17 protein-coding genes and 4 tRNA genes are annotated in these 24,798 nt (G+C 62.5%); 13 read left to right on the forward strand and 8 right to left on the reverse strand.

Annotated features, from left to right (window positions below; genetic code table 11):
• Nucleotides 1–357 precede the first annotated feature (357 nt).
• The 4 genes from TO66_RS08770 to TO66_RS08785 all read left to right on the forward strand — a co-directional run bounded on the left by TO66_RS08770 (nt 358) and on the right by TO66_RS08785 (nt 768).
• Nucleotides 358–433, forward strand: a tRNA-Glu gene (locus tag TO66_RS08770).
• A 2-nt stretch (nt 434–435) separates the two neighbouring features.
• Nucleotides 436–511: transfer RNA gene (locus TO66_RS08775), tRNA-Gly, on the forward strand.
• Between the two features lie 102 nt (nt 512–613).
• Nucleotides 614–689 (forward strand) — tRNA-Glu (locus tag TO66_RS08780).
• Between the two features lie 3 nt (nt 690–692).
• Nucleotides 693–768: transfer RNA gene (locus TO66_RS08785), tRNA-Gly, on the forward strand.
• Nucleotides 769–994: 226 nt separating this feature from the next.
• Here TO66_RS08785 and TO66_RS08790 read toward each other — a convergent pair.
• Together TO66_RS08790 and TO66_RS08795 are read right to left on the reverse strand one after the other, a co-directional pair.
• Nucleotides 995–4,513, reverse strand: a complete 3,519-nt coding sequence (locus tag TO66_RS08790; RefSeq protein WP_044461967.1) for a GLUG motif-containing protein — start codon at nt 4,511–4,513, stop codon at nt 995–997.
• A gap of 308 nt (nt 4,514–4,821) precedes the next feature.
• On the reverse strand, nt 4,822–8,082 hold the full coding sequence (locus TO66_RS08795) for an autotransporter outer membrane beta-barrel domain-containing protein (RefSeq protein ID WP_082061050.1): 3,261 nt from the start codon (nt 8,080–8,082) through the stop codon (nt 4,822–4,824).
• 357 nt (nt 8,083–8,439) lie between these two features.
• Between TO66_RS08795 and TO66_RS08800 the strand changes: the two genes are divergently transcribed.
• The 4 genes from TO66_RS08800 (at nt 8,440) to TO66_RS08815 (ending at nt 14,498) form a co-directional block, all read left to right on the forward strand.
• Entirely contained in the window at nt 8,440–9,201 is a 762-nt protein-coding gene (locus tag TO66_RS08800) for a molecular chaperone (protein ID WP_310732174.1), read from the forward strand.
• Nucleotides 9,202–9,698: 497 nt separating this feature from the next.
• A complete protein-coding gene (locus TO66_RS33875) occupies nt 9,699–10,217 on the forward strand; it encodes a fimbrial protein (protein ID WP_227698228.1) in 519 nt (172 codons plus the stop codon).
• A gap of 218 nt (nt 10,218–10,435) precedes the next feature.
• Complete coding sequence (locus tag TO66_RS08810; RefSeq protein WP_044461970.1) at nt 10,436–11,431, forward strand: fimbrial protein; 996 nt, start codon at nt 10,436–10,438, stop codon at nt 11,429–11,431.
• Between the two features lie 217 nt (nt 11,432–11,648).
• Nucleotides 11,649–14,498: an ATP-binding protein gene (locus TO66_RS08815; protein WP_044461971.1), complete on the forward strand. Its 2,850-nt coding sequence runs from the start codon at nt 11,649–11,651 to the stop codon at nt 14,496–14,498.
• 16 nt (nt 14,499–14,514) lie between these two features.
• Here TO66_RS08815 and TO66_RS08820 read toward each other — a convergent pair whose 3' ends face one another.
• The 3 genes from TO66_RS08820 to TO66_RS08830 form a co-directional block, all read right to left on the reverse strand.
• On the reverse strand, nt 14,515–15,153 hold the full coding sequence (locus TO66_RS08820; protein WP_044461972.1) for a LysE family translocator: 639 nt from the start codon (nt 15,151–15,153) through the stop codon (nt 14,515–14,517).
• 1 nt (nt 15,154) lies between these two features.
• Nucleotides 15,155–15,925 (reverse strand): 2OG-Fe(II) oxygenase, encoded by a 771-nt coding sequence (locus tag TO66_RS08825; RefSeq protein ID WP_044461973.1) that lies wholly within the window; start codon nt 15,923–15,925, stop codon nt 15,155–15,157.
• Between the two features lie 100 nt (nt 15,926–16,025).
• The gene (locus TO66_RS08830) at nt 16,026–16,652 is read right to left on the reverse strand and encodes a serine-tRNA(Ala) deacylase AlaX (RefSeq protein WP_044461974.1); all 627 of its coding nucleotides are present in this window, start codon (nt 16,650–16,652) and stop codon (nt 16,026–16,028) included.
• A gap of 91 nt (nt 16,653–16,743) precedes the next feature.
• Between TO66_RS08830 and TO66_RS08835 the strand changes: the two genes are divergently transcribed.
• Nucleotides 16,744–17,727 carry a LysR family transcriptional regulator gene (locus tag TO66_RS08835; protein WP_044461975.1) on the forward strand — a complete coding sequence of 328 codons (984 nt, stop codon included), beginning with the start codon at nt 16,744–16,746 and terminating at the stop codon, nt 17,725–17,727.
• A 76-nt stretch (nt 17,728–17,803) separates the two neighbouring features.
• On the opposite strand, the gene TO66_RS08840 is transcribed toward TO66_RS08835, so the two are convergent.
• Both TO66_RS08840 and TO66_RS08845 read right to left on the reverse strand, forming a co-directional pair.
• Entirely contained in the window at nt 17,804–18,211 is a 408-nt protein-coding gene (locus TO66_RS08840) for a PA2817 family protein (protein WP_007931642.1), read from the reverse strand.
• Nucleotides 18,212–18,293: 82 nt separating this feature from the next.
• Nucleotides 18,294–20,741 (reverse strand): acyl-CoA dehydrogenase, encoded by a 2,448-nt coding sequence (locus tag TO66_RS08845; RefSeq protein ID WP_044461976.1) that lies wholly within the window; start codon nt 20,739–20,741, stop codon nt 18,294–18,296.
• Nucleotides 20,742–20,984: 243 nt separating this feature from the next.
• On the opposite strand from TO66_RS08845, the gene TO66_RS08850 reads away from it, so the two are divergent.
• The 4 genes from TO66_RS08850 to TO66_RS08865 all read left to right on the forward strand — a co-directional run bounded on the left by TO66_RS08850 (nt 20,985) and on the right by TO66_RS08865 (nt 24,151).
• Nucleotides 20,985–21,644 carry a transglutaminase family protein gene (locus tag TO66_RS08850; protein ID WP_044461977.1) on the forward strand — a complete coding sequence of 220 codons (660 nt, stop codon included), beginning with the start codon at nt 20,985–20,987 and terminating at the stop codon, nt 21,642–21,644.
• Nucleotides 21,645–21,686: 42 nt separating this feature from the next.
• Nucleotides 21,687–22,310 carry a glutathione S-transferase family protein gene (locus tag TO66_RS08855; protein ID WP_044461978.1) on the forward strand — a complete coding sequence of 208 codons (624 nt, stop codon included), beginning with the start codon at nt 21,687–21,689 and terminating at the stop codon, nt 22,308–22,310.
• A gap of 132 nt (nt 22,311–22,442) precedes the next feature.
• Nucleotides 22,443–23,375 (forward strand): ABC transporter ATP-binding protein, encoded by a 933-nt coding sequence (locus tag TO66_RS08860; RefSeq protein WP_044461979.1) that lies wholly within the window; start codon nt 22,443–22,445, stop codon nt 23,373–23,375.
• Nucleotides 23,372–24,151, forward strand: coding sequence for an ABC transporter permease (locus TO66_RS08865; protein WP_044461980.1), 780 nt, complete (start codon nt 23,372–23,374; stop codon nt 24,149–24,151). Before TO66_RS08860 ends, TO66_RS08865 begins: the two co-directional genes overlap by 4 nt.
• 48 nt (nt 24,152–24,199) lie before the next feature.
• Here TO66_RS08865 and TO66_RS08870 read toward each other — a convergent pair whose 3' ends face one another.
• Nucleotides 24,200–24,715, reverse strand: coding sequence for a DUF2062 domain-containing protein (locus TO66_RS08870; RefSeq protein WP_044461981.1), 516 nt, complete (start codon nt 24,713–24,715; stop codon nt 24,200–24,202).
• Between the last annotated feature and the right edge of the window lie 83 nt (nt 24,716–24,798).

The raw sequence follows: 24,798 nt of genomic DNA on the forward strand, positions 1-24,798 counted from the left end.
CCTCTTTTCTGGGGTTCGCGTGCGAGTGGCGAGTGTAGTGACTTAGCTTTTGGGCGCATAGCGCAGGTCGACGAGAAGAAACAGTCCGATTCTCTGCTTATATAGGAAATGTCTGAATGGTTTCATATTGCCATTACCTGCGGAGGTGGACTATAGCGCCTTGTCGAGTGTCAGAATATAGGCGCCAAGACCCAGGCTGCACAAAAGCCCGAAAGGGCCGCCAAACCACCCCGAAGTCATTGATTTAAATAAATTTATATCAGGGGGTTGACGACCCCCCAATCCATCCATAGAATGCGCGCCACTTGCAGCGTAAAGCACACAGCGAAACGCGGCAGGGAGTGAATGTTGTAGCGTGTCCCCTTCGTCTAGTGGCCTAGGACACCGCCCTTTCACGGCGGTAACAGGGGTTCGAGTCCCCTAGGGGACGCCAATGCGGGAATAGCTCAGTTGGTAGAGCACGACCTTGCCAAGGTCGGGGTCGCGAGTTCGAGTCTCGTTTCCCGCTCCAATTTTAAGCAGCTTGGCCTTCGGGCGAAGTTGAGTGAAACCAGGAAGCCTCTTCGGATGTATTTCTGGAACTGAAACACAACACCATGGTGTTTCAGGCAGTGTCCCCTTCGTCTAGTGGCCTAGGACACCGCCCTTTCACGGCGGTAACAGGGGTTCGAGTCCCCTAGGGGACGCCATATGCGGGAATAGCTCAGTTGGTAGAGCACGACCTTGCCAAGGTCGGGGTCGCGAGTTCGAGTCTCGTTTCCCGCTCCAAATACAGAGTTACAGAGGCTTCAAGCGTCTGTGACTCGTCAAAAAAGGGTCCCTTCTGGGGCCCTTTTTCGTTTCTGGCGCAAAAGCGTGAGGTGCCCGGTCTTTCGATCGGCGGAGCATCCGATAAAAAAGGGGGCAATGATTCGTCCGAATCACTGCCCCCTTTTTAATGCTCGCGGTCAGGATAAAAGCCTGCCCCTTGCTAACCAGGGCAGGCCTTTCGCGCTTAGAACTGGCCGATCATCGGCACCTTGGTCGCTTCACCAAAGACGCTATTGAGCGACTGCGACCCGAAGTTCAAGCCGATCAAGCCGCCGTACTTCTGGCTGAGAAGAGGGGAGTAGTCGATCTTCCCACCTGCCGACGACAGGCGCACATTGCCAACGTTCAGCCCCACCAGTCCCCCCAGGCGTGCGGCATAACCACCGCTGACATTGCTGGTCGCCCTGGAGTTGCTGATCTGCCCGCCGTTGGTCCCGACCAGGCCGCCCACCTTGCTGTAGTCGCCGCCCTTGACCGAGCCTGTGGCGGAGGCGTTGTTGACGCGGCCTTGCAGGCTGCCGACCAGGCCACCGACCTCACTGTTGTTGCCGCCCGTTACCGTGGCGGAGACCGAGGAGTCAGCGATATCGGTATTACGGCTAAAGCCGATCAGGCCTCCAACGAAGGCGTTATTGCCGCCGGTGATCGACAGCGAGGTGGTAGAGGCATTGGCAATCACGGTGTCGCCGCTGAAGCCGACCAGACCGCCGATGTTGGCGTTGCTACCGCCTTTCACTGAGCCGGAAGTCGATACATTGGCAAGGCGTCCGCCCCAGTTGTGGCCGATCAAGCCGCCCACGTAGCTACTGTTCAGGTCAGACACGGTGTTGTTGGCCGAGCTGTTGCTGATCGTGCTGTACGCGCTCCTGCCAATCAGGCCACCAATCGCGTTCGCGCCTTGGCCCGTGACCTGGCCGCTGGCATGGGAGTCGCTGATCGAGCCCTGTTCATTGGCGCCGACCAGGCCGCCAATCTGGCTGTTATTACCGCCGACCACCGTGGTGGAAACCGTGGCGTTGGCAATCTTGTTGTTCTGGCTGTGACCGACCAGGCCGCCAATCCGGCTGTTGTTACCGCCGGCCACCGTGGGGGAGGCCGTGGCGTTGGCAATCTCGCTGTCCTGGCTATGGCCGATCAGGCCGCCGATGCTCGAGCCGTTGCCTCCGGTCACCAGTACGGAGGTGGACGAGGCGTTCTTGATGGAGGACTTGTCGCTATAGCCGATCAGGCCACCGATGTCGGCGTTGTCGCCGCCTTTCACCATGCCGGTAGCCAGGACATTGCTGATCTTGCTGTCCTGATTGTGGCCAATCAGGCCGCCGATGCTGCGGCTTTTCTGGTCGGTCACGTGGCCGCTGGCCACGCTGTTGGCGATCGTGCCGTTGCGGTTCTTGCCGACCAGGCCGCCGATCGCTTCCGTACCGTTGCCCGTGACCTGGCCTGCGGCGCGCGAGTCGCTGATCGAGCCCTGATCGTTGAAGCCGACCAGGCCACCGACCCGGCTGAGCGAGCCACCGGCGACATGGACGATGGAGCGAGAGTTGGCGATGCGCCCGGTATTTTTACCGACCAGGCCGCCGATGCTCAGGTTGCTGCCGGCGAGCTTGATCAGACCGGTGCTGGAGGCGTTGTCGATGATCCCGTCGCGGTTCATGCCGACCAGCCCGCCCGCGCCATAGGGGGCGTCCTGCATCTGGCCTTCAAGGCTGGTATCGACATGGCTGTTGCTGATTTTCGCCACGCCGTCCACGTTGCTGACGTTCTCGCCCACCAGGCCACCCATGACATAGGTGTACTGGTTGCCGATCACCTTGCCGCTGACCGAGGCGTTGTCGATGTTGCCGTGCAGGTTGAGCGCGACCAGGCCGCCCAGTGCGTTCAGGTGGGAAGCCCCGGTTACCGTGACATCCTTGGCCTTGACGTTGCGGATGCTGCCCGTGTTGACCCCGGCCAGGGTGCCGACCTGGGTGTTGTAGTGGGTGGAGGAGGTGCCGCTGGCCGAAATCCGCTCCAGGTTCAGGTTGCCGATCTGCCCCTGGTTCACGCCGAACAACCCGACGTAGCCGCTGGTGCCGTAGATGGACAGATCGCTGAGGGTATTGCCCAGGCCATCGAGGGTGCCGCTGAAGGAGTTGCCATCGCCGATGGTCTTGAAGCGGCCCTGGCCGGCGATCTGGTTACCCAGTACGTAACGGCCGTTCATATCGCTTTCGATACCGCGCAATTGCTCGAGGTTCTGCACCACGTGGTAGGCCTGGCCGTTGGCGCTGAAGCCGGCGCCCTTGCCGGACAGGGTCACGGCCTTGCCGTCCTTGAGGCTGTGTCCCTGGGTGGAATTCAGCTCCAGGCGCGCGCCTGCTCCGGTCAGCGCAACATTGTCGTTCAGGCTGATGCCGCGCGAGGCGCTGATCTTCACGGCGGCGTTGCTACCGGTGGCGTTCAGGGCGGCATTTACCTGGACATCGCCGTTCTTGGCCTTCAGGGCGAGGGTGTTGGCGCTGTTCCAGGCCACCGACTGGTTCACCGCCAGGTTGCTATCACTGTTCAGTTCGACGTTGGTGGTGGCCAGGTTCCGGGCCAGGGTATCGGCATGCAGCGTAGGAGCGTTGGACGAGTGCTCGGCCTTGGCGACGCTTACCTCGTTCGAACTGATCTTCCAGGTGCCAGTGGTTCCCTGGTCGGCCTGGGTATTCACTTGCATGCCCAGCGCGACTTCCACGCTGGCGCCGCGGTTCTCCACCACGCCGCCGTTCCCGGCGACGCCCTGGGCGCTGGCGTTCAAGCGGCCGGCTACGTGGACGCCACCGTTGCTGCCGCCCTCCAGGACAATCTTGCCGGCCTTGTTCTGCAGGGTGTTCGCTTCGATCACGCCCTGGTTGCTCACGACGGTTTTCAGCAGTTCGCTGGCGCTGCGGGCAGTCATCAGTACCTGGCCGCCATCGGCCTTGAGCAGGCCGCCGTTCTGCGCCAGGGCATCCACTGCGCCAGCGTTCACCTGCAGGTTGAGCAGGCCATTGCCATCGAAGTTGACGCTGAAATCCTTGCCGGCGGCCAACGCCACGCTGCCCATCTGGGCCTGGATCACCCCGCTGTTGCTGACCTGGGCGCCGAGCAAGGCGACACTGCCACCTTCACTGGCGGTGATCTGGCCGGCGTTGCTCACGGCTTTGCCGGAATTGCCGGAGAAGCGGTAGCTCCCTTCGAGGAAGTCCTTGTCGCTGATGTCCTGGGTGGAGGCGACCAGGCCGCCGACGTTGACCTGGGCGGATTTGCCGAAGACCACGCCGTTGGGGTTGACCAGGAACACCTGGCCGTTGGCGTCGATACGCCCCTGGATATCGCTGCCGTTGGTGCCGATCACGCGGTTGAGGGCGATCGAATCCTTGCCGGGTTGATGAAAGATGACGCTTTCATCGCCGGCGATGCTGAAGTCGTTCCACTGGGTGATCAGCTTGTTGCTTTGCTGGTCGATGGTCATCTGCTTGCCATCGTTGCCGATATGCATGGCGGCTTCGCCAGAGACCGTATGGGCGCCACCTGGCAAGGCGAAGGCCGGCGCCTGGGCCAGCAGGCCCAGCAGCGAGAGGCCGGCGGCGATCACCACCCGGTGCCGGCTGGACTTGGTTCGGCGGCGGGTTCCTTCACTGGCGACATTCCAGCAGCCGGTGGCCTGGTTCCAGATCAATGCATAGCTTTTATTCATGATGCGTCCTCTGTGTGAATACTCTGCTGATCCCCCCAGCAGAATGGGTAAGGCAAGGGCAAGGCAGGCTTGAATGGCCACGGCTGCGGTGTGCGTTTCCTCTGGGCCATGGCCGGGCCAGAAGGAGGCGGGGTATTAAGTGACAGGGGGAGGGGGGATAAAAATGAGAGCTTGCTTAACTGGTATTCGGCGTTTTCCTAGCTGAAAGTAAGCACTCTGAGGGTTTCTGGCGGAGCAGGCCCGGCCTATCGGCAATCGCCGCAAAGCCCGGGCCGGGTTTCCGTCGGTTATTGGTTTCAGTGCCGGGCTTACCAGGCGTAGCGATAACCCAGGCTGACCGACCAGGGTTTGTCCAGCGTCGAGCCGCTGACGTGTTCATAGTCGGCGTACAGGTGATGCCGGCTGCCCAGCGAGGCGCTGATGCCCAGGCCCAGCTCGTCGCGCCCGCCCGACAGGTCGGTGCGGGTGGCGATGCCGTTGGTACGCACGGTGCTCCTGCCGTCGAACTCCTGGGTATGGCCCAGCTTGACGTAGGGCTGCACGGTGCCGCCGCCGGGCAACGGGTATCGGCGGCCGACCCGGGAGCCGACCCGTAGCTGCTTTGAGTTGCCACTGCCGGCATCGACCTGCAGGCCATTGCTCGTGCGGTAATCGGCACCACGGGCATGCAGGAGGGTGCCGCCGACCTGCGGCTCGACGAACCAGCCTTCGCCGAACCTTATCTGGCGCCCGGCCTCGATCGACAGGCCGATGGCGTTTTGCTGAGTCCTGGCTTTCACGGGCTGGCCGTCGGTGGCGGAGACCTTGAAGTCCTGTTGAATACGATTGATCTTGAGCGCGCTGTCGACATACCAGCCGCGATCATCCAGCCAGGTGGCGTAGGCGCCGACGTGGTAGCTGTCGGCAGTGCCTTTGCCGTCGCCGGGGAAGCGTCGGTCGACGCTGCTGGTGCCGGTCATGCCGCCGACGTACCAGCGGCCGCCGTCGACGGGCAGGGCCAGGTCGGCGCCGACCTGCAGGCCGTCGACGGTTTGCTCGAAGGCGCGGCCGCCGCGGTTGTCGAGCTTTTGTCGTTCGCCGAAACCGCGGATCCACACGCCACCCTGGTCCTTGCCCTGGCGCAACTCACCCAGGCGCCTGAGCAGCGTGGCCTGTTCGGCCTGCCAGATCGCCTGCACGGTACTGGCGGCGGAGGTATCGATCGCCGCGTTGGCGGCGGTGGAAAGGCTGTCGGCGACAGGCGGCGTCACCGGGCCCGGTGGTGGTTCGGGAGTGATGCCCGGATCGGGATCGGGATCCGGTTTGGGATCAGGCTTGGGATCCGGTTTAGGATCTGGCTTGGGGTCCGGAGGTGGCACTTGCCCGACCCGGAACAGGCTCCAGTCGCCAGGGCGCTCGCCCGTGGGGTCGTTGCTTTTCAGCGCGTAGCGATAGGTGCCGGCATCGACCAGCTGGTCGCGGTTGGCCAGCTCGAAAGTCCCCGGGCCGCCGTCGCTCTGGATGAGCTTCAGGGCGCCGCCATCGGCGCTTGGTTCTGCACCGCTGTTGTTGACCAGTACCTGATGCCTGCCCTCGACCGTACCGCCGATGCGCAGCAGGTCGCCCAGGCCGGCGCCCAGGTCGGTGCGCATTTCGAACAGGCCGGCGCCGCTGAGATTGCCGCTTACATCCAGCACCTTGAAGGCGCTGCCCGCCGGCCCGAACGACACCCGGCCGCGGTTATCCAGTTGCGCCACCCTGGAGTTGTCGCGCAGGCGCCATTGGCTGCTGTCGTCGAGGCTCAGCCGGTCGACCGAGCGCCCGGCGTTGTCGAGCAGGGCGCCGCTCAGCAGTGAGTGGTCGCGCAGGGCGATGCTGGCCGAGCCGCTGTCGAGCCGCACGTCGCCCTCCAGGTGGCTGCGCTGGGCGTTGAGTTGCACATCGCGGGCGGCGGTGCTCTCCATCGCCTGGACATCGAGCAGCAGGCCATTGCCCGTGGCGGATCCGCCGATGAGGGTGCTGTCGCTCACCTCCCCAGTGAAGCCGCTGCCGTTGACGGCGATGGCTGCGCCGTCCGCGGTCTCGATATGGCTGTCACGGATGTCCATCCGGTTATCGACACCGGCGGCATAGGCGTAGACGGCGAGGCCCGCGGAGCTGGCGCCGCTGGTACGCAAATCGACACGGTCCAGGCTGACCGCCGCGCCCTGGTTGCCCATGCGCAGCCCGGGTGCCTCGGCCCCGTAGGTGCGTACCCGGGTGCCATCGAGATCCAGCCGCGCAGAGTTGGCGAGCAAGCCATAGGCGCCCTTGCCATGGGTGGTGACCGAGCTGTCATGCAGCGCGACCTGGGTCCCGGAAATCCGTGAGATCACCCCGGCGGCCGTGTCGCCAAAGGTCTCGATCGCGACGTTGCGCAGCGTGCTGGTGGCGCTGGAACTCTTGCCGGACGGATCGGAAAACGAGGTGTACAGGCCGTAGGCATTGGCGCCGCGGGTGGTGATGGAGCCGCCGTCCAGGGTGAAGACGCTGGCGCGGTTGCTGACTCCCACGCTGTTGCGCCCGGTGGTCTCGATGCTGCTGTCCCTGGCCTCGACGACGCTGTTGGCGCCCGGTATCCAGATCCCCGCCACGTCGTTGCCCTCGGCGACGAGCGCGACCCGCTCCAGGCTGGCCCGTGCGTTGTCGCTGTTGGCGTTCAAGCCGAAGCCCGTCGCGGAGCGCAGTCGCACATCGCGCAGTTCGACGCTGGAGGCGGGCGGCAGCGTACCGTTGGCGTAGGACGGGGTGGTGAGGTAGACCGCGTCGGTATGGGCGTCGACGGTACCGTCGGAGAAGTGCACGCTGCCGCCATTGACGCCAATGCCGGCGCCCGCGGCGGAGATGATGCTGCTGTGGGTGGCGGTCACCGTGCCACGTTCGGTGACGATGCCCTTGCCGCCCCACCGAGCGGAGGTATCGCTGGCTTCGAGCCGTACCCGGTCCAGGGTGATGTGGGCGCCGTCCTTGGCGTACACCGCATTGGATTCGTGGCCCTGGGCATTGATCTGCACGTCGCGGGCGTTGATCGTGCTGTCCTGGCCCTCGGCGTACAAGCCATCGGAACGATCGCCACGGGTGATGATCGAGCCGCCGGTGAGGTCGATGCTCGCGCCGTTGATGGCCTGCGCCGCGTGGGAAAGCACGCCTTCGGTCTCCAGCGTGGTGTTGTCCAGTAGCGCCTTGCTGCCCGCGTCCCGCACTAGCAGGGCCTGGGCGTAGCTGGCGCCCAGGGCGTCGATATGGCTGTCCGCCAGGCTCAGCGAGCCACCGGAGGCGACCGATACCCCCAGGGCGCCGCTGCCGGTACCGGCGCTGCCGGAGCGGATGTCGATGCCCTTGCCCGTGAGTGTGTTGCGGGTTCCGCTGATGGTGACGGCGGTGCCCGTGCCCGTCTGGGTCACGGTATCGCCGGGCAGCAGCGTGCGGTTTTCACCCGCGGGTGTCGAAAGGTCGAGGCTGGAGTAGTCCGCCGCGACGGCGGTGATGGGCAGTGTCGGAAACAGTGCACTCAGCAGCGTGAGCGGTATTCGGGGATTGGGCATTTTCATGGCGTGGCGTCCTCTGGACGCCCTTTGGCACGAAGGCCGTGGATCAAGATCGGATCGTGAAACGGACGGCGTTCGCACCCAGGGTGTCCGGGCGATTGAAGGGATGAATTTCGGCAAACCCGGCCATTTTTGGTACGCCATTCCACTGCCTGAATAAGACAAAACTTAAAGTACGGGGGTCTTACTACTCATAAGGAAGACAGAGATTTTTTTTAAGATTCCTCCTACAGCCATTAGAGCCGGCGCCCTGTACTTTGCCGGGGCTCGACTTTTTCGAGCGCTCTGGATTCCTGTCTGTCCGCCACCCTGCGCCACGCCGGGTGACTCCCTGGCCGAGCGCTAAGGGGAGCTTGCAAGGTGCTGCGGCGGGAATCTGTCTTTGTCGATTTCCGAGGGCTTTCCACCATGAAGATCCCAGCCATTGCCGGGCTGGCCCTGGCCATGCTTGCACTGTGTTTTTCCGCTGCCGCCGATGCCGCCATCAACTTGAGCGGCACCCGCGTGGTGCTGGCCGCGCCGGCCAAGGAAGGTTCGCTGCTGCTGCAGAACGCCTCGGCGGAAGACTTCATGCTCCAGGCCTGGGTCGAAGCCGATGCCACAGGCGAGGCGCCCTTTGCCATCACCCCGGCGCTCGACCGCCTGCGCGCCGGCCAGCAGAAGGCCTTGCGCATCCTGTATTACGGCGAGGGCCTGCCGACGGACAAGGAGTCGGTGTTCTGGCTGAACGTGCAGGAAGTCCCGCAAAAGGCCAGGACCGAGAACACCTTGCAGATCGCCGTGCGCCAACGCCTCAAGCTGTTCTACCGGCCGGCCGGGCTACCGGGCAAGGCGGAAGACGCCGCCAAGGAGCTGAAGTGGAAGCTGGTCGACAAGGGCGGGAAAAACCTTCTGGAAGTGACCAATCCTTCCCGTTTCCATGTGTCTTTTGCCTCGGTCACGGTGCGCAAGGGGGCCGAGAGTTATAGCGCTTCGATCGATATGGTGGCGCCGGGCTCCAACTTTGCGGTCGAGGTGCCTGGGCTAGTGGAGAGGGGGTACTCAAACGGGTTCAAGGTCGAGTTTCAGGCCATTGGTGATTACGGTGGAATGACTAAGCATATAAATGTCATTGCGAACTGACTTTGATACTTTTCCGTGGCTTTAGAGGGATATGTATGCATAATTTCATGTTTGGCATTGTTGCTATTTCCATACTGTTAGCGGCTGAGGATGCATTCTCAGCGTGCAGTTGGTCGGGCGGGACTCCCTCTCCTTTAGTCAGGAATATCATTGTGCCTTCAAAGATGGCCATAAATGCAGTCGCCATTGGTGATGAGCTTGCAAGGCACACCACTGATCTTTGGATTGGGCCAATATCCAGCCAGTGCCCGGGAGTGACAACATTAGATATCTCATTGCAGACAGGGTTGCTTCCATCATCGCAAGCTTACATTTATGAGACAGGAATCAAAGGAATAGGGGTCAAGTTTTGTATGCGAACGAGCCCGACAGGGGGTACTACTCGTTGTCTCCCTCACTCTAGACAAATTGATAATGGGTACGGACCGTTTGTTTCACAGGATATAAGCGTTATTTTTATTCGTACCGGTCGCGATGTGGCTTCGGGGAAGTTTTCCTTGAAGTTTAAGTCGGACTGGAAACATGTGGAACATACATTGACGGTTACCTCCGATAGCACTGTCGAACTGATCAACGATGTGATGTTCGCCGGTTGCGAATCCATTGGAGGAGCGGTGAATGTCCCCATGGGCAAGCAGACTATCCAGAACATCAGTAAAGGCAGCGTCAAGGAAGTGCCCTTCACCTTCGACGTGCGCTGCACCGGTCTGGCAGCCAATACCAGCGTGCCGGTCAAGGTCTATTTCGAAGGCAGTTCCCCGGGGGATGGTCTGCTCAACCTGACCAACCAGGGCCAGGCCGGTGTTGCCTCCGGGGTCGGTATTTCCGTGGTCAATGATAAAGGCATCAAGTTGCCGTTCGATATCGCCCGATCCATCAAGCTGGATTGGAATCGCTCGACTCCCGATGGCGAAATCTATCGTTTTGTCGGCTCGGCGAAGTATGTCCCGACCACGGGCACCATGACGGCGGGCAGGGGCGATGGAACGATGAACTTCGTGCTCAATTACAATTGATTTTTATAGAATAAAGTTACCTGTTTCAATAAGCCTGGATACGCGCTTCAGATTGTTGGCAACTCGGGCGAGGATATTTATGGGGAAAGGTTTGGTTTGTGTTTGGATTTGATGTCTGATTTTAAATGCTGGAACAAGTTGAGATAAATCTGTTTTTCTGTTGTTGAAACGTGGCAGTGATGGAATGGCGGGCTCTCACTTGCTTAAAGGAGTTTCGTATGCGTGGGATGATCTCTGGAGGAATAGCCGCACTGAGTTTTCTGGTCAGTGGTGAAGTATTTGCAGCCTGTACTTGGATTGACGGTACACCTGTTTCATTGAGAGATATCAGTGTTCCTTCACAACTGACTATCACCGCCAGCCCTGTGGGAGGCGAGATTGCGAAGTATTCACAGGCGCTTTGGCCCATTACGGCTAATAGTCGGTGCAAGGAAGACTCCAAATTTTCACAGAGTATCGAAACGGCGTTGCGCCCAGCATCGCAAGCGCAAGTCTATGAAACGGGGGTGGCCGGCGTTGGTGTCAAGTTTTGCATTGCCGAAGCTTATATGGGAGTGTCTTCTTATTGTCTTCCGCAACTTTCTTATTACTCTCCGGAATATCCTATTCCCATTCCAAAATATATGAACGTGATCTTCGTTCGTACCGGTCGTAATGTGGCGTCAGGGGATATTCTCCTGGACTTCAAATCCTTGTGGCAGCATGAGGAAAATAACCCGAACGGGAAGAACATGCTGACTATCCAGTCCCAGGGCAAAACCAAATTGGTCAATGATGTAATGTTTGCGGGCTGTGAATCCATCGGTGCGGTGGTGAACGTGCCCATGGGCAAACAGGTTATCCAGAACATCAAAACGGGCAATACCAAGGAAGTGCCGTTCATTTTCGACGTGCGCTGCTCCGGTCTGCCGGCCAACACCACGGCACCCGTCAAGGTCTATTTCGAGGGCGCTTCCCTGGCGGATGGCCTGCTCAAACTGAGCAATCAGGGGCAGTCGGGCGTGGCCTCTGGGGTTGGTATTTCCCTGGTCAACGATAAGGGCGTCAAGTTGCCGTTCGATATCGCGCGGTCTGTCCAGCTCGACTGGAACCGCTCGATGGCGGACGGCGAAATCTATCGTTTCAGTGGCAAGGCCAAATATGTCCCGACCACGGGCACCATGACGGCGGGCAAGGCGGATGCAACGATGAACTTCGTCCTCAATTACAACTGACCGCGACGGGAACGCCTATAGAGGCCGTTTCGCGATCCAGCACGCAATCGCCAGCAATACCGTTTTTCGCAGGCACCGCTGCCCGCTAGAATACTGTCAGATTTTTCTGATTCCACAGGCCAGAACGTTGCTCTCGATAAGAGAGTGACGCTGTTGTTCGTGGCGCGACGGCTCACTTGGGCATGTTGCCGGGGATCGACTGACGAGAAGGTATTCCATGATTGCAGCGTGTTGCCGGGCTGTCGTTTTCTGTCTGTTGTTGGCGCCAGCCCCTGCGCTGTTCGCCGAGGAACCGACGGTTGCCCTGGTCGGGCGGGTGGCGGTGAGCAGTCGCCCCTGGCTGAGCGAAGAGGACCGGCAGTGGCTGGCCAGCAGGGGACCGCTCAGGGTGGGGGTCACCACTCCTGACTATTCGCCCCTGGAGATGTTTGGCGGTGGTCGCTTCCAGGGGATCGCCGCGGATTACCTGGCGCTGCTGTTCGAGGCCAGCCCCACGGTGCGCCAGTATCCCTCTCGGCAAGCGGCGCTGCGGGCCCTGCGCGAGGGGGAAATCGACCTGCTTGGCAGTGGCAGCACGCTGGAGGCCAGGGAAAACGGGCTGCAACTGAGCAATGCCTATGTCGCCGATCAGCCGGTACTGGTCACGGCCGAAGACCAGCCCTTCGACCCGCAGCAGCGCGGCAGCACCCTGGCGGTCGCCGCCGGGTATGCCTCGCAGGAGCAACTGTCCGCGGCTTATCCGCATAGCCGCTTCCTGATTTTCGCCACGCCCATCCGCGCGCTCGAGGCACTGAGCCTGGGCGAGGTCGACGGGGTGATCAACGATGCGATTTCCACGCACTATCTGATCAATATCAATTACCTGCTGAACCTGCAGATCGAGAACTTCGCGCCGCTGGAAAGCCGTGGCTTCGGTTTTCTGCTGCGTGCCGGCGATACCCGCTTGCGTGGGGTGATCGATCGGGCCTTGCCGTCGATCCGCGCCCAGCATGGCGAAAACATCCTGCGCGGCTGGCGGGCGGGGCGCAGCCTGCAATTGAGCCAGCGGCGGGTGACGCTGACGCCGGCCGAGAATCGCTGGCTTGCCGCGCATCCGGACATTCCGGTGATCGTCAACGATTCGCTGGGGGCCCTGGGGCAGTTGGACAGCCAGGGACGGATCCAGGGCATCGGCCCCGACTATCTCAAGCTGATCGGCCAGCGCAGCGGCCTGACATTCCGCCCGGTGCCGGTGCAGAACTACGCCGAGATGAAGGCGCAGATGGGCGCTGGCAAGGCGATCATGACGTCCATCGTTTCCACGGACCCGCAAGCCGAGGCGGATATCGAACTCCTGCGGCCTTACCTGCGCAGCTCGGTGGTGCTGATGAGCCCCCGGGGCGGCGAGGATGACGCACCGCACGCCCTGAAGGACATGCAAGGCAAACGCCTGGCCAGCGTCGCGGGATATTTCATCAACCCGATCATCGAGCGGGATCACCCGGAAATCCGCCTGCAGGCCTATCCCAACTTCGTCGAGGCCATGCGCAGTGTCGACGAAGGGCGCAGCGATGCGCTGGTCACCGGGGATTACACCGGTCGATTCATGTCGGCGCAGCGCTTCAACAACCGCCTGTGGGTGAGCGCCATCCTCGACGAGTTTTCCCGGCCGATCAGCCTCGGCGTGCTCAAGGGCCAGGACGAGCTGAGCAGCATCCTGGAGAAGACCCAGGTGGCCATTGCGCCGGAGGAAGTGGCGGAAATCGTCGCCCAGTGGCAGCCGCGTTTCTCTTCCTCCGGCAGCCACTTCTGGCGTGACCATCGCAGCAGTGTGCTGCGGCTCGGCGGGGTGTTCGGCTTGCTGGTCCTGCTCTCGCTGGTCTGGGGTTTCTACCTGACCCGGCAAGTGCGCAAGACCCGCCGGGCCGAGGCCGAGCTGGCCTTGGCGCGGCAGAAGGCCGAAGCCGCCAACGAGGCCAAGAGCGTTTTCCTGTCCACCATGAGCCATGAGATCCGCACGCCGTTGAACGCGATCATCGGCCTGCAGGAAGTGGTGCAGCAGAAGGCCGAACAGGGCGAGCTGGACCTGCCGTCGCTGGCGGTGGCCCAGGAAGCGGCGCAGGGCCTGCTGTTGCTGCTGGGCAATGTTCTGGACCTGACCCGGATCGAGGCCGGGATGATCGACTCCGCGCCCGAGGCGGTGCAGCTCAAGGCCCTGCTCGAAGCCATCGCGCCGCTGGTGGTTGGCATGGCTCGGCAGAAGCACCTGGCGTTCGAGATGCAGTTCACCGGCGACGTGGAGCAATGGGTGCTGATCGATCCGCTGCATCTGAAGCAGGTGCTGTTCAACCTGCTGAGCAATGCCATCAAGTTCACCGCGCAGGGGCGGGTGATGCTGCGTGCCTCGGCAAGCCGGGAGGGCGATCGCCTGGGCCTGCTGCTGGAAGTCATCGACAGCGGTATCGGGATTTCGCCGCAGGATCAGGCCAGGCTGTTCGAGCCTTTCTCCCAGGTCGACGCGGCCCAGGCCGGGCAAACCTTCGGCAGCGGGCTGGGGCTGAATATCACCCGGCGGCTGGTGGAACTCATGGGGGGCAGCATCACCCTGAGCAGTGAACCGGACATCGGCTCCTGCTTCAGCGTGACCCTGCAACTGCCACTGGCCGAGGCGCCCGTGCAGGCCGTGCAGCCTGTAGCCGAGACGCGTGCGGAGCAAGCGGCGCTGAACATTCTGGTCGCCGAAGACAATGCCTTCAGCCGGGTGACGCTGGAAGAGCAATTGCAGGTGCTTGGCCACCGGGTGACGCTGGCCGAGGATGGCCAGGCGGCGCTGGAAGCCTGGCAGGCCGGTGAGTACGACGTGCTGATCACCGATAGCCAGATGCCGCGCCTGGGGGGGTATGAGTTGACTGTGCGTATCCGTCAGTTGGAGCGTGAGAGCGGCCGCCGGCGTTGCTGGATCCTGGGCGCGACGGCCAGTGCCGAGGAAGCGGAAATCCAGCGCTGCCGGGCCGCGGGCATGGACGAGGTGGTGTTCAAGCCCCTGACCCAGCAAGTGTTGAAGCAGGCGCTGGAGAATGCCGTGTAGCTGTCGATGCCAGGGTTTACATCGACAGGATCAGGCGCCCGGCGAACAGGATGAGGATCACGCCCATGGTGCGCTCGAACCAGTGGCCCATGCGCATGAACAGCAGGCGTACGCGCGGGCTGGAAAAGAACAGCGCGACGATCACGAACCACAGGGCGTTGATGAAGCACATCCAGACCCCGTAGAGCGCCTGTACCTTGAGTGGCGTGCTGGCGCTGATCACCGTGGTGAAGATCGCCAGGAAGAACAGCGTGGCCTTGGGGTTGGTCGCGTTGGTCAGGAAGCCGGTCATGAAGGCTCGCGGCAGAGTCTGGTGCGGAGTCGCATCGTCGTCTCCCTCGCTGCCCTCCAGCGAGGTCTTGGGCTTGCTGCGCAGCAGGCTGACCCCGAGGTAGAGAATGTAGGCACCGCCCACCACCTTGGCCACGCTCAGCAACCAGGGCGTGGTGTGCATCAGCGCACCGACGCCCAGCAGGGTGTACAGCACATGCACAGAAATGCCCGCGCCGATGCCGATGGCCGTGCACAGCCCGACCACCCGGCCAAAGCGCACGCTCTGGCGGATGGTCACGGCGAAGTCCGGGCCTGGCGCTACTACGGCAAGAAAGTGGATGGTGGCCAGGGCCAGGAATTCGCCTAGATAGTTGGCAAGCATTTCAACTCCAGAAGGTCAGGGGGGACGAGCTGCCGCGATAGCCGACAAAAAAGGACAGGCTCAGGCGCGGGCTGGCCACCCCCGGGGTGACTGCGTGCATGCGCCGTGAATTGAACATGATGAAGTCCCCGGGCTCCGGACGGACTTCCAGCGCGGGAGTGCCGAGCAGCCCGGGATCGATGCCGTAGCTGTCGCCGCGCATGTCGTCGAACTGGTCCGGCGAAATGTCGTGGTCCCACATCTGCAGGGCGCCGCCGGCGTCGGGCATGTTCAGGTAGAGGTTGCAGGCGAACTGGGCTTCCAGGCTGTGGGCCTGGAAGCTGTCCGGGGCGTCCTTGGCGAAAATGTCGTGGTGGGCGAGGAAACACACGCCGGGTTTCACCACGCGGGACAGGCCGACGTACATCTTGCGGCCGTAGAGGGTTTCCAGGTGGGCCCCGGCCGGCCAGGACTCGTCGAGCATGCAGCGCAGGGTGTCGACGGGGGAGGCGTAGGGCGCGCAGCGCGTGCGCAGCTCGGTGATATTGGCGGTAGCGCGTTCGAAATAGTCTTCGATCAGCAGCGGCTGGTTTTCCGCTTCATAGAACGCCATGCCGATCCGCCCGATGCTCGGGGCATTGATGTAGCCCTCGAAGCCGGGGGTGAGAATCTTGTCGCCCAGCTGCAGGGCCTGGCTGTGCGGCAGGAAGTTCTTGATACGCAGGGCGAGCACTTGTTCATGGGCCAGCTTTTTTATGCACGTCTCATCGAGACGCTCGACGTCAAGCATCATCTGCAGATCCCTCTATCCGATAATCGTCGAACCCGCGCACGCGGGTTTCCCCTGGGTCAGACGATGCGCCGATGAGGCGCAAGGCGGCATCGCCGATGAATCAGTCCACGCTGTAGTGGACCGAAAGCACTCCTTTCTTTTGCGAGAGGGACGCGATGGTGACGTTGCCCAGTTCCTTCAGGCGCTTGACGTGGGTGCCACCGCATCCATAGGCGGGAAGTTCGCCGAAACCGATTTCCCGCGCGCCTTCGCGCAGCGAGACCAGGCGCGGCAGGTCGGCGGCGATCCACTGATCGATGCCCTGTTGCAGGCTGTCGGCGTCGAGTTCCTGCGGGTGGTCGCCGGGCTTGAAGGACACGCGCCCCTCGCCGGGCCAGTGATGGGCCTTGATCGGCATCCAGCCGCGCGACTCGCCAAAATGGCCGATCAAGTGCCCGGCCGAATGCATGCGCGTGTTGAACTGGCGACGTTGCTCGTCGACCTGGACCTGGACCATGCCCGGGTTGACCGGCTGGTTGACGTAATGAACGATCCGCTCGGCTTCCTGGACCACCCGCGTGACCTGGCTGTCGCCGATCCAGCCGGTGTCGCAGGGTTGGCCACCGCCCTGCGGATGAAAGGGGGTGGCCCGCAGGACCACCGCGAACTCGTTGTCTTGCGGGGTGCATTCGAGCACTTCAACGTTGGCCTTGAGTTCATCATTATGAAAAAAGAGGCGAAGCGTCATATTCCGTGCCCTTATTAAAATGAATTTTTTAATTATAGGGTGGGGCGGAATTGCGTGATAATCCGTTCAAACCTCAAAGGACTGTTGCGCTGTGAGCATAAATCTTCCCTTGCCACTGCTGGGCGAAATGGCCATTTTCGTCAAGGTCGTCGAGGTCGGCAGCTTCTCCGAAGCCGCGCGCCAGTTGGGTTCTTCACCCTCGGCGGTGAGCCGCAGCATTTCCCGCCTGGAGAAGGCGCTGGCGATTCGCCTGTTGCAACGCACCACGCGCAAGCTGCGCCTGAGCGAAGGCGGCGAGGAAGTATTCAAGCGCTGTAGCGAGATGGTCAGCGCCGCCAAGTCAGTGATGGAAATCAGCGGCCAGTTCACTCACGAAGCCGAAGGGCTGGTGCGGGTCAGCGTGCCCAAGGCGGTGGGGCGTTTTGTCGTGCATCCGTACATGCCCGAGTTCCTGCGCCGCTACCCCAAGGTCGATGTCGAGCTGCTGCTGGAGGATCGCAACATCGACCTGATCGACGACAACGTCGACCTGGCGATCCGCATTACCGACCGGCCGCCAGCGGGGTTGGTGGGGCGCCAGTTGCTGACCATCGATCACATCCTGTGCGCCACCCCGCAATACCTGGCCGAGCACGGCACGCCCGAGCATCCTCACGACCTGCTGGGGCACAGTTGCATCTATCTGGGGGAGACGCCCAGCGATGCCCGTTGGAAGTTCAAGAAGGGCAGCAAGCTGGTGACAGTCGGCGTGCGCGGGCGTTATGCGGCCAATCACACCGGTGTGCGCCTGGGGGCGGTACTCGAACATATCGGCATCGGCAGCCTGCCGTACTTCACCGCGCGCCATGCCCTGGAGCAGGGCTTGCTGGTGCAGGTACTGCCAGACTGGACCTTCCTCGCCTCCTACCATGGCGGGGCCTGGCTGCTGCATTCGCCGACCCGCTACCTGCCGCCGAAACTGCGGGTGTTCATCGATTACCTGGTGGAGTGCCTGGCCCGGGAGCCGACCTTGAGCCGGCCCGGCAAGCAGGAAGGGAAACGCTACGAACTGCCCGAGGACGATGGCGCCCGCTGAGCTGTTGGTGGATGGGCTGGAAAAACAAAAGGCCCGCCGGTAAACCGTGCGGGCCTTTATCGTGTTCGGAGCAGACTCAGTGCTTGCTGTCCTGGGCGGAGAGCGCCAGCAGCTGTTTTTCCTGGTTCCAGTCGAACGGCTCGTCGTTCTGCTCGGCCTCGTAGCGGCGCTCCTCGAGGGCCTGGTACAGGTCGATTTCTTCATCGGGCATGTAGTGCAGGCAGTCGCCGGCGAAGAACCACAGCAGGTCGCGCGGCACCAGGTGAGCGACCTGTGGATAACGCTGCATCACCTGGCACAGCAGGTCCTGGCCCAGGTACTGGCTTTCGATCGGGTCGATCGGCAGCGAGGCGCGCAGTTCGTCGAAGCGTTCCAGGAACAGGGCATGGCTTTCTTCGGGAACCTGTTCGGCTTCACCCACGGCGACCAGGATACTGCGCAGGTGGTCGAGCAGGACGAGATGATCGGCAACGACGTTGGACATGACATGAGTCCTCAACAGCAAAACGGGCGCGGGAGTATATAGCCCCCGCGCCCGGTTTCATAATCCGCCTGGCTGTCGGGGCCTAGCGGGTTTTCCCTTCGCCCAGGGTCAGTTCGTCCTTGGCGAAGTCATCGACGTCTATGACTTTGCGGCGGGCGGCTTCGGCTTCGCGCAGGGTCTGGGCTTCCACCGGTTGCAGCACGCCGGCCTCCAGTGCCGCGTCGATCGCCGGTTCGCCGGCGGCCGGTTTGACCTGGCCGCTTTTCAGCGCCTCATGCAGTTTTTTCTGCAGCGGATGGCTGGCGCTCAGCAGATCGCAAGCGTGCTGCAGGGCGCCGACCGGGTCCTGTGCCGATTGTGGGCGGTAGCAGCCGGCCAGCAGTTCTTCCAGGGCCGGGTCGCCCTTGGCCCGGCCGATGACGGCGGCGACCTCGGCGTCGAGCTTGTCGGATGGGCCCTTGTGCCGACGGCCGAACGGGAAGACCACTGCGCGCAGCAGGCAACCCAGCACCCGGTTCGGGAAGTTGTCGAGCAATGCGTCCAGCGCCCGTTCCGACTGGCCGAGGCTTTCTTCCATGGCCCAGGTGAACAGCGGTTGCAGGTGTTCCGGCGAGTCCAGGTCGTGATAGCGCTTGAGGGCCGCGGAGGCCAGGTACAGGTGGCTGAGCACATCGCCGAGGCGCGCCGACAGGCGTTCGCGGCGCTTCAGCTCGCCGCCCAGCAGCATCATGCTCAGGTCGGCGAGCAGGGCGAAGGCCGCGGCCTGGCGATCGAGGGCGCGGAAGTAGCCCTGGCTGAGCTTGTCTCCCGGCGCAGGCTCGAAGTGCCCCAGGCCGAGGTTCAGCACCAGGGTGCTCGCGGCGTTGCTGACGGCAAAGCCGATGTGCTTGAGCAGCAGGCCGTCGAATTCCACCAGCGCCTGTTCATGGTCTTCGCGACCGGCCAGGGCCATTTCCTTGAGTACGAACGGATGGCAGCGAATGGCGCCCTGACCGAAGATCATCAGGTTGCGCGAGAGGATGTTCGCGCCTTCCACGGTGATGAAGATCGGTGCGCCTTGCCAGCTGCGGCCCAGGTAGTTGTTCGGGCCCATGATGATGGCCTTGCCGCCATGCACGTCCATGGCGTGGCCGATGCACTCGCGACCGCGCTCGGTCAGGTGGTACTTGAGGATGGCCGACAGCACCGAGGGCTTTTCCCCCAGGTCGACGGCGTTGGCCGTGAGCATGCGCGCGCTGTCCATCAGCCAGGCGTTGCCGCCGATGCGTGCCAGCGCTTCCTGGATGCCTTCGAAGGCGTTGAGGGGAACGTTGAACTGTTCGCGTACCTGCGCATATTGGCCGGTCACCAGGCTGGTGAACTTGGCCGCGCCGGTGCCGACCGCGGGCAGGGAGATGGACCGACCCACCGACAGGCAGTTCATCAGCATCATCCAGCCCTTGCCGAGCATTTCCTGGCCGCCGATGAGGAAGTCCAGGGGAATGAACACGTCCTTGCCCGAGTTCGGGCCGTTCATGAACGCAGCGCCGAGCGGCAGGTGGCGCCGGCCGATGTCCACGCCGGGGGTGTCGGTGGGGATCAGCGCCAGGCTGATGCCCAGGTCTTCCTCGTCGCCCAGCAGATGGTCCGGGTCGTAGGCCTTGAAGGCCAGGCCGAGGAGGGTGGCCACCGGGCCCAGGGTGATGTAGCGCTTCTCCCAGTTCAGGCGCAGGCCGAGGGTTTCCTCGCCTTGCCATTGGCCTTTGCAGATCACCCCGGTGTCGGGCATGGCGCCGGCGTCGGAGCCGGCCAGCGGGCCGGTGAGGGCGAAGCAGGGAATCTCGTCGCCGCGGGCCAGGCGCGGCAGGTAATGGTTGCGTTGTTCGTCGGTGCCGTAATGCAGCAGCAACTCGGCCGGGCCAAGGGAGTTGGGGACCATCACGGTGGACGCCAGGTCGCCGCTGCGGGTCGCCAGCTTCATTGCCACCTGTGAGTGGGCATAGGCGGAAAACCCTTTGCCGCCGAATTCCTTGGGGATGATCAGGGCAAAGAAGCCGTGATGCTTGATGTGCTCCCACGCGGCGGGCGGCAGGTCCAGCGCCTGGCCGACCTGCCAGTCGCTGACCATGGCGCACAACTCTTCGGTGGGGCCGTCGATAAAGGCCTGTTCCTCTTCGCTCAGTTGCGCCTTGGGATAGGCCAGCAGCTTGTTCCAGTCCGGACGGCCGCTGAACAGTTCGCCGTCCCACCAGACCGTGCCGGCATCGATGGCGTCGCGTTCGGTCTGCGACATCGGCGGCAGGACTTTCTGGAACCAGTTGAACAGCGGGGCGCTGAAGTATTTGCGGCGCAGGTCGGGCAGTAGCAAGGGCGCGGCGACCGCCGCCAGCAGGACCCAGAAGATCAGTAGCAGCCAGCCCGGTGCATGGCTGAAGGCGCCCATGGCCAAGAGGTAGACGGCCACCACGCCCAGGGCGGGCAGGGGCGCGGTGCGGCGGTGGGCCAGGTAGGCAATACCGACCAGCAGAACCAGTATCCACAACAACAGCATATTCAATCCTCCGTGAAACCAGGGGGCAAAATCACCCCAAGAGCTTAGTCGGCATCCGACAAAAGGGGTGACAGGGCAGTGCGCCTGAATGTGTCAGAAGAAGCGGACGCAGAGCGTCAGGCAACGGGCAGGCTGTCGATCTGGCAAGGCATGCGGCACCAGCCTCTGATGTTTGGCCGAAACGTCGTTATCGCTGGGGTGGGGCCGTGGTTAGACTCGAGACTTCACTCGGAGACCTTCCTCATGCACGAGTACCTGAGCCCCAGCCGCTTCATCGATAGTGACCACCCCGCGGTGGTGGAGTTCGCCGAAACTCATCGCGGCGCCAGCCGCGATCCGCTGGACCAGGCGGTCAGCCTCTACTACGCGGTGCGCGAAGCCGTGCGCTACAACCCCTACACCTTCAGCCTCGACCCCGAGACCCTGCGGGGCAGCCATGCCTTGGCCACCGGCGAAAGCTATTGCGTGCCCAAGGCCACCCTGCTCGCCGGTTGTGCGCGGCATTGCGGGATTGCGGCGCGCATCGGCCTGGCGGATGTGCGCAATCATCTGTCGACCCCGCGCCTGCTGGAATTGCTGCGCAGCGATGTCTTCGCCATGCACGGCTACACCGAGCTGTATCTGCAGGGGCGCTGGGTCAAGGCCACGCCGGCGTTCAACCGGAAACTCTGCGAGTTGTTCGACGTGGCGCCGCTGGAGTTCGATGGCCGCCACGACAGCGTGTTTCATCCCTTCAACCGCCAGGGGGAGCAGATGATGGAATATGTGCTGGATCACGGACAGTTCGCCGATGTGCCCGAAAGGTTTTTCTTCAAGCATCTGGAACAGTGCTACCCGCATCTGTTCGGCGGACAGATGCCGGCGATGCTGGGCGACATGCAGGGTGATTTGAGCCAGCCCTGAACCGGCGTAGACTGCCTCGGCATTCATCACTGAGGAGCGGTCATGCTGAAGATCTGGGGTCGGAAAAACTCGTCGAACGTCAGGAAAGCGTTGTGGTGCGCCGAAGAACTCGGCCTGGCCTACGAGGCGGTGGATGCCGGTGGCGCCTTCGGCGTGGTGGATACGCCGGCGTATCGGGCGATGAATCCCAACGGCCGGATTCCGTTGATCGAGGACGACGGCTTCGTGCTGTGGGAATCCAACACCATCGTGCGTTATCTCGCCGCGCGCCATGCCGCCGGCACGCCTTGGTATCCGGACGATGTGCAGGCGCGGGCGTCGGCCGAGAAGTGGATGGACTGGACCACCTCGACCTTCGCCGAACCCTTCCGCCATCTGTTCTGGGGTGTGCTGCGTACGCCCGCGGAGCAGCAGGACTGGGAGAAGATCGGCGCGGCGCTGAAAACCTGCGGCGAATTGCTGGCGGTGGTCGACCAGGCGCTGGCCGAGCGACCTTACCTGTCCGGTGACACCGTCGGCATGGGCGACATCCCCCTGGGCAGTTTTATCTACGCCTGGTTCGAAATGCCCATCGAACGCCCGCCATTGGCTAATCTGCAATCCTGGTATCAACGCTTGCAGCAACGCCCGGCCTATCGCAAGGCGGTGATGACCGCGTTGACTTAATACCGACTATCAATACAGGTGACTGTACTTGTGCGACGCCGGCACGCACCATTGGGCGTATCCGGCGCCGTTGCAATACAGCGATCCGCCCTTACCTATTAACGTTCTCCCTTCTTGGTGCATAAATCCGATATGAGTTCCGCTCTGTCCATCCGGCAGTTAACCAAAACCTACGGCAACGGTTTCCAGGCCCTGAGTGGTATCGATCTGGATGTCGCCGAAGGTGACTTCTTCGCCTTGCTCGGCCCCAACGGTGCCGGCAAATCCACCACCATCGGCATTCTCTCGACCCTGGTGAACAAGACCAGCGGCACGGTCAATGTCTTCGGCCATGACCTGGACCGCGAGCCCGCCGCGCTCAAGCGTTGCATCGGCGTGGTGCCGCAGGAATTCAACTTCAACCAGTTCGAGAAGACCTTCGATATCGTCGTGACCCAGGCCGGTTACTACGGCATCCCGAGCAAGATCGCCAAGGAACGGGCCGAGCAGTACCTGACGCAGCTCGGCTTGTGGGACAAGCGCGACGTGCCTTCGCGTTCGCTGTCCGGCGGCATGAAGCGCCGCCTGATGATTGCCCGCGCCCTGGTGCACGAGCCGCGCCTGCTGATCCTCGACGAGCCGACCGCTGGCGTGGACATCGAGCTGCGCCGCTCGATGTGGACCTTCCTCACCGAGCTGAACCAGAAAGGCATCACCATCATCCTCACCACCCATTACCTGGAAGAGGCCGAGCAGCTGTGCCGCAACATCGGCATCATCGACCACGGCACCATCGTCGAGAACACCAGCATGCGCCAGCTGCTCAGCCAGCTGCATGTTGAAACCTTCCTGCTCGACCTGAAGACCGACATGAAGGTGGCGCCGCAACTGGTCGGCTATCCGAGCCGGCTGGTCGATAGCCATACCCTGGAAGTCCAGGTCGACAAGGTGGTGGGGATCACCGCGCTGTTCGGCCAGTTGGCCCAGCAGAACATCGAGGTTCTGAGCCTGCGTAACAAAACCAATCGCCTTGAGGAGTTGTTCGTGTCCCTGGTGGAGAAAAACCTGTCGAAGGTGGCGGTATGACATCCGAGCTGCGGCCCAACCTTGTTGCCCTGAACACCATCGTCTATCGCGAGGTCCGGCGTTTCACCCGGATCTGGCCGCAGACCCTGCTGCCACCGGCGATCACCATGGTTCTGTACTTCGTGATCTTCGGCAACCTGATCGGCCGGCAGATCGGCGACATGGGTGGCTTCACCTATATGGAGTACATCGTGCCGGGCCTGATCATGATGTCGGTGATCACCAACTCCTACGGCAACGTGGTCTCGAGTTTCTTCGGCAGCAAGTTCCAGCGTTCCATCGAGGAACTGATGGTGTCGCCGGTGTCGCCGCATACCATCCTGATCGGCTACACCCTGGGTGGCGTGCTGCGCGGCCTGGCGGTGGGCGTGATCGTGACCCTGCTGTCGCTGTTCTTCACCCACCTGCAGGTGCATCACCTGGGAATCACCTTGCTGGTGGTGGTCCTGACCGCGACCATCTTTTCGCTGCTGGGCTTTATCAACGCGGTGTTCGCACGCAATTTCGACGATATCTCGATCATCCCGACCTTCGTGCTGACCCCCCTGACTTACCTGGGCGGGGTGTTCTACTCCATCAGCCTGCTGCCGCCGTTCTGGCAGACGGTGTCGCTGGCCAACCCGGTGCTGCACATGGTCAACGCTTTCCGTTTCGGCATCCTGGGCGTTTCGGATATCCGCATCAGCGTGGCCATTACCTTCATGCTGGTCGCCACCGTGGCCCTGTACTTCGGTTGCGCTCGCCTGCTGGTGAGCGGGCGCGGCATGCGCCAGTAAGTTCGCGCGCCTATGCAAACGGCCTCCCTCGGGAGGCCGTTTGCGTTTCTACTGCCGGCTCTGCTTGCGGCGGCGCCATTGCCGGCCGACCCACCAGCGCCAGTACAGCATGGTCAGGCAATAGGCGAGGGCGCCGAGCACCAGGCCGGCCACCACCGAGCCCAGCAGGAAGGGTTGCCAGAGGGTCGAGAGTTCGCCGCTGATCCATTCCCAGGTCAGCTCGTCGGGCAGGCTGCGCGGTGGCACATTCATCAGCCAGGCGCCGACCTGATAGGTGCAGAAGAACACCGGCGGCATGGTGATCGGATTGGTCAGCCAGACCAGGCTCACGGCAATCGGCAGGTTGCCGCGTACCGAAACGGCGAGGGCGGCGGCCAGCAACATTTGCGCGGGGATCGGCATGAAGGCGGCGAACAGGCCGACCGCCATGGCGCGTGCCACGGAGTGCCGGTTGAGGTGCCAGAGGTTGGGGTCGTGCAGCAAGGTGCCAAGAAAGCGTAAGGACTTGTGTTCCCTGATGCTGGTCGGGTCTGGCATGTAGCGTTTGAATAGGCGCCGGGGCATAAGGCTTCTCGGTCAGTTCAGGCGGCAAGTATGCCCGGATTCTAGAAGGCGCCCATTCAGACTTTGTGACAAATGATAAAGCT

The sequence above is a fragment of the Pseudomonas sp. MRSN 12121 genome (genome assembly GCF_000931465.1).
In the GTDB taxonomy this organism is placed as follows: Bacteria; Pseudomonadota; Gammaproteobacteria; order Pseudomonadales; family Pseudomonadaceae; genus Aquipseudomonas.

Excerpts from the sequence above, each read along its gene's own strand:
- TO66_RS08790 (WP_044461967.1), bottom strand. The coding sequence starts at position 4,513 with ATGAATAAAAGCTATGCATTGATCTGGAACCAGGCCACCGGCTGCTGG.
- TO66_RS08795 (WP_082061050.1), bottom strand. The coding sequence starts at position 8,082 with ATGAAAATGCCCAATCCCCGAATACCGCTCACGCTGCTGAGTGCACTG.
- TO66_RS08810 (WP_044461970.1), top strand. The coding sequence starts at position 10,436 with ATGCGTGGGATGATCTCTGGAGGAATAGCCGCACTGAGTTTTCTGGTC.
- TO66_RS08815 (WP_044461971.1), top strand. The coding sequence starts at position 11,649 with ATGATTGCAGCGTGTTGCCGGGCTGTCGTTTTCTGTCTGTTGTTGGCG.
- TO66_RS08820 (WP_044461972.1), bottom strand. The coding sequence starts at position 15,153 with ATGCTTGCCAACTATCTAGGCGAATTCCTGGCCCTGGCCACCATCCAC.
- TO66_RS08825 (WP_044461973.1), bottom strand. The coding sequence starts at position 15,925 with ATGATGCTTGACGTCGAGCGTCTCGATGAGACGTGCATAAAAAAGCTG.
- TO66_RS08830 (WP_044461974.1), bottom strand. The coding sequence starts at position 16,652 with ATGACGCTTCGCCTCTTTTTTCATAATGATGAACTCAAGGCCAACGTT.
- TO66_RS08840 (WP_007931642.1), bottom strand. The coding sequence starts at position 18,211 with ATGTCCAACGTCGTTGCCGATCATCTCGTCCTGCTCGACCACCTGCGC.
- TO66_RS08845 (WP_044461976.1), bottom strand. The coding sequence starts at position 20,741 with ATGCTGTTGTTGTGGATACTGGTTCTGCTGGTCGGTATTGCCTACCTG.
- TO66_RS08850 (WP_044461977.1), top strand. The coding sequence starts at position 20,985 with ATGCACGAGTACCTGAGCCCCAGCCGCTTCATCGATAGTGACCACCCC.
- TO66_RS08855 (WP_044461978.1), top strand. The coding sequence starts at position 21,687 with ATGCTGAAGATCTGGGGTCGGAAAAACTCGTCGAACGTCAGGAAAGCG.
- TO66_RS08860 (WP_044461979.1), top strand. The coding sequence starts at position 22,443 with ATGAGTTCCGCTCTGTCCATCCGGCAGTTAACCAAAACCTACGGCAAC.
- TO66_RS08865 (WP_044461980.1), top strand. The coding sequence starts at position 23,372 with ATGACATCCGAGCTGCGGCCCAACCTTGTTGCCCTGAACACCATCGTC.
- TO66_RS08870 (WP_044461981.1), bottom strand. The coding sequence starts at position 24,715 with ATGCCCCGGCGCCTATTCAAACGCTACATGCCAGACCCGACCAGCATC.